The sequence below is a fragment of the Nesterenkonia cremea genome, assembly GCF_014642675.1.
Classification (GTDB): Bacteria; Actinomycetota; Actinomycetes; order Actinomycetales; family Micrococcaceae; genus Nesterenkonia; species Nesterenkonia cremea.
The window spans coordinates 1-3,104 of record NZ_BMIS01000027.1 but is presented as its reverse complement, the minus strand read 5'-3'; the positions used below and the strand labels follow the sequence as shown (position 1 = coordinate 3,104).

At 63.7% G+C, this 3,104-nt stretch carries 4 protein-coding genes; 1 reads left to right on the top strand and 3 read right to left on the bottom strand.

Translation table 11 applies throughout. From position 1 onward, the window contains the following. The first annotated feature begins 460 nt into the window (after positions 1–460). Positions 461–655 (top strand): hypothetical protein, encoded by a 195-nt coding sequence (locus IEW85_RS14130; protein ID WP_188687065.1) that lies wholly within the window; start codon positions 461–463, stop codon positions 653–655. 533 nt (positions 656–1,188) lie between these two features. On the opposite strand, the gene IEW85_RS14125 is transcribed toward IEW85_RS14130, so the two are convergent. The 3 genes from IEW85_RS14125 to IEW85_RS14115 form a co-directional block, all read right to left on the bottom strand. Beyond that, entirely contained in the window at positions 1,189–1,686 is a 498-nt protein-coding gene (locus IEW85_RS14125; RefSeq protein WP_229659063.1) for a (deoxy)nucleoside triphosphate pyrophosphohydrolase, read from the bottom strand. A 9-nt stretch (positions 1,687–1,695) separates the two neighbouring features. Beyond that, entirely contained in the window at positions 1,696–2,250 is a 555-nt protein-coding gene (locus IEW85_RS14120; RefSeq protein ID WP_188687062.1) for a DUF421 domain-containing protein, read from the bottom strand. A 415-nt stretch (positions 2,251–2,665) separates the two neighbouring features. Continuing rightward, positions 2,666–3,104 (bottom strand): transposase (locus tag IEW85_RS14115; RefSeq protein ID WP_188687059.1); only part of this gene is annotated, 439 nt, incomplete at its 5' end.

Genomic DNA, 3,104 nt, shown 5'->3' with positions numbered 1-3,104 from the left:
CGGATGATCTGTTCCGGGGTATGGCGTCTTCTCTTGCTTGTCATGGTCACACCAGTTTTCCTGCCCGGAGCACCGGGCGCTAGTGCGACTCTCATAACTCGTGGACCGAAATTAGGGGGTCATGCCAGTTCGAAGGTCTCTCCCTTCATCATGTCGGGATAGGTCAGATAAGGCCCATTATCGGGGGTTTCGATGCGCAGGGGCTGAAGTGAGCTCTCCAGACGCTGTGGCAGCGGGCGGAGGTCGTCTCGACGTCCCACGTATCGCAGACTCGCGGTAAGTTCCGTGACCGCGTTCAGGTGAGTCCGCCGCCGTAGAGAAACCCGAATGCCGGAGCTCGTCGCGGTCACGGGGCGACGACATGCGCGGCCGACACGGATCCCACATCTGCCTACAGATGCCGGACACTGTGGGAGTGTCAGATCAAACGAAGCCACCGGATGAGAACGAAGGACAAACCATGAACGTCAAGAAGGCTCTGAGCACCCCGAAGTTCTGGATCATCGCCATTTCGCTGACACTGCTGGGGTTCGCTACGACCGCTGCCGAGCCATTCAGCCTGTTCGCTTGGATCTCCTGGACCGCCCTCCTGGCCACCATCGCCGCAGTCGCCTATGACTCTGCGGTCCCGGCCCCAGCCTCAGCATCCCGCTGACAGCCCACAGGGTTCCCGCTGAACCGACTCGGCAGGGGGTTCAGGCATCAGGGCCTCATCGATGACATCGACATCCACGACATCATCGTCGGTCGACGACTGAGACGGCTTCGCCGCGATCTGCTGAAGCCTGAGGCATGTCCATGATGACGCCCGTCCGCTTCCTCGCCTCGAAGCTGCACCTCGGCCACACGTCGTACATCCGAGGGGATCCACTCCTGCTGTGGGCTGGAGATACATGCGCCGGCGAGAGTGGCTAGGGTGTCGGACATGGTCAGGCAGCGTCGGCAGCAGAGGTGAACCTGGCTTCACCGGAAGCAGCCCAAACCAGGGTGCCCCACTTTTGTCACACTTTTCGTCGTGATCCAGCGGGATTTGGAGGGCATTGTAGGGAATACCTAGACTGGCGCAGAAGAGCGATCTGGCGGGCCAAGACGCCTCGTTTCGGGCTTCTTGGGAGAACTTCATATAGCAGAGGCCCTCCTCACTGCTTCCGCAGGCGTCACCCGCTAACACCGGCTTCGTCGGGCGCCTCAGCGGCCATAGTCCTTGATGAGCTGCTCCACGATGGGCCGGTCCGCCGGGATCCAGGGGTACTCCAGCAGCTCCGCGGTCAGCGGGACCCAGTCCAGCCGGTCATGGTCCTCCAACGGGAAGGGCTCACCCTCGGCGACGACGCCGGCGAAGAGCCGCATCGTGTGCCGCTCGGTCAGTCGCCATCCGGTCTCCGCGGAATAGCCGGCGTGCCCCGGTCCGGTGACCTCGGCACCCAGCTCCACTTCGACGCCGAGCTCCTCCTGCAGCTCGCGCACGACGCCGGCGCGCAGGCTCTCTCCCGGCTCGAGCTTGCCGCCGGGGAACTCCCACAGACCCGCAACCGACTCGGGGGCCGTGCGGCGAGCGATGAGCATCTGCCTCACGCCGTCGGCATCCTCCTGATGCTCATGGACGCGACGCATCAGGGCAGCGGCCACCACCGTCTTGGGACCAGCTGCTGGGCGGAGCGCATCAGAGGAGACAGGAGAGGTCATACCCCTACCCTATCGGGGCTTTCCCGGCTGCCCCGGAGCGCCATCGTCCTCGACATAAGGCAGGACGCTCGAGCCATCGCCCATCTGCCCCTCGACGATCACAGCGAGGCCCCCGTCCTGCTGGAGGATGACGGCAGCCACCTCGTCCAGAGAGCCCAGGCCCGAAGTCCTTGCCGCCGTGTGGACGTCATCTTCGACCAGCTGGTGGCGACGCATGGCTCGACGCTGAAACTCTCCGGCGTGATAGATGAGGACCGGAGGCGAGTCCAGGAACCTGCGCATGCCCGGAGCGCGCCCGCGGACCAGCGCCAACAACCATTGCAGCACGATGAGCAGCGCCAGCGTCAGGACCGTCTGCGCCAGGGGAACATCCACTGCGGTCAGTGTGCGACCGAACGCGGACCCGATGGTCACCGCCACGATGAAGTCCAACGGGGTCATCGAAGCCATGGTCCTCGGACCGGAGATCCGGAGCATCACCAGAAGCGCCAGGTAACCCGCGACGACGGTCACAAGCGTGTGGACGATGGGATCCCACCCGTCCCAATACTGTGTGATATCCATCGAAAGATGCTCGCACCGGCCAGCTCACGGTGTCCATCATCGGCGGACAAGCAGAGCCCACGACCGGAGCCCACACGACGGGCAGCTGAACAGAACCTGATTTACTGTCGCGCAACTTATGCCGCATTCCCTCGTAACAGCATCTTGCCAGGATGAGTCTCGGTACTTGGCTCCACCAGGTACCTGACAGATCGGTCCATGACAGTCATGGACCGCAGCGAGGAAAACCGGAAGGTGATCTGAATGGTGAGTGGACTTCTGACAGACGTGCTCGGAGCAGTCGGCGAAATCGGCCAGACCCTGACCGATCTGGTCGCAGGTCTGGGCCTCTGAGGCCACGCCTCACCAGACGCGAGAATGTGCCGCCTTCCCCCGCCGGGAGGGCGGCACATTCATGTGCGGCGGGGCCACCGGTCTAGAGCGTGTCTGATAAATGTTTGGTCCAGGCAGTGACTCCGTGCAGTAGCGCTGCTGCTCGGTATGTGGTGGCCAGCTTGTCGTAGCGGGTGGCGATGCCGCGCCATTGCTTCAGGTGGCAGAACCCGCGTTCGACGATGTTGCGGCCCTTGTATCGCTGGGTGTTGAACTTCGGGGGCCTGCCGCCCTTGGTGCCGCGGTTTCTGCGGTGTCGTTTCTGATCGTCAGGCTCTGCGATGGTGGCGGTGATCCCGCGTTCCCGCAGGTAGGTGCGGATCGCGCGGGAGGAGTAGGCCTTATCGCCTAGCAACTCATCAGGTCGGGTACGGGCCCTGCCGGGTCCCAGGCGCGGGACTCTGATCTGTTCGACCAGCGGGGTCAGCACCGGGGCCTCGTTGGCCTGTCCGGGTGAGATGATCGTTGCCAGTGGCAGCCCG

Coding starts and splice junctions, on each gene's coding strand:
- IEW85_RS14130 (WP_188687065.1), top strand. CDS start 461: ATGAACGTCAAGAAGGCTCTGAGCACCCCGAAGTTCTGGATCATCGCC.
- IEW85_RS14125 (WP_229659063.1), bottom strand. CDS start 1,686: ATGACCTCTCCTGTCTCCTCTGATGCGCTCCGCCCAGCAGCTGGTCCC.
- IEW85_RS14120 (WP_188687062.1), bottom strand. CDS start 2,250: ATGGATATCACACAGTATTGGGACGGGTGGGATCCCATCGTCCACACG.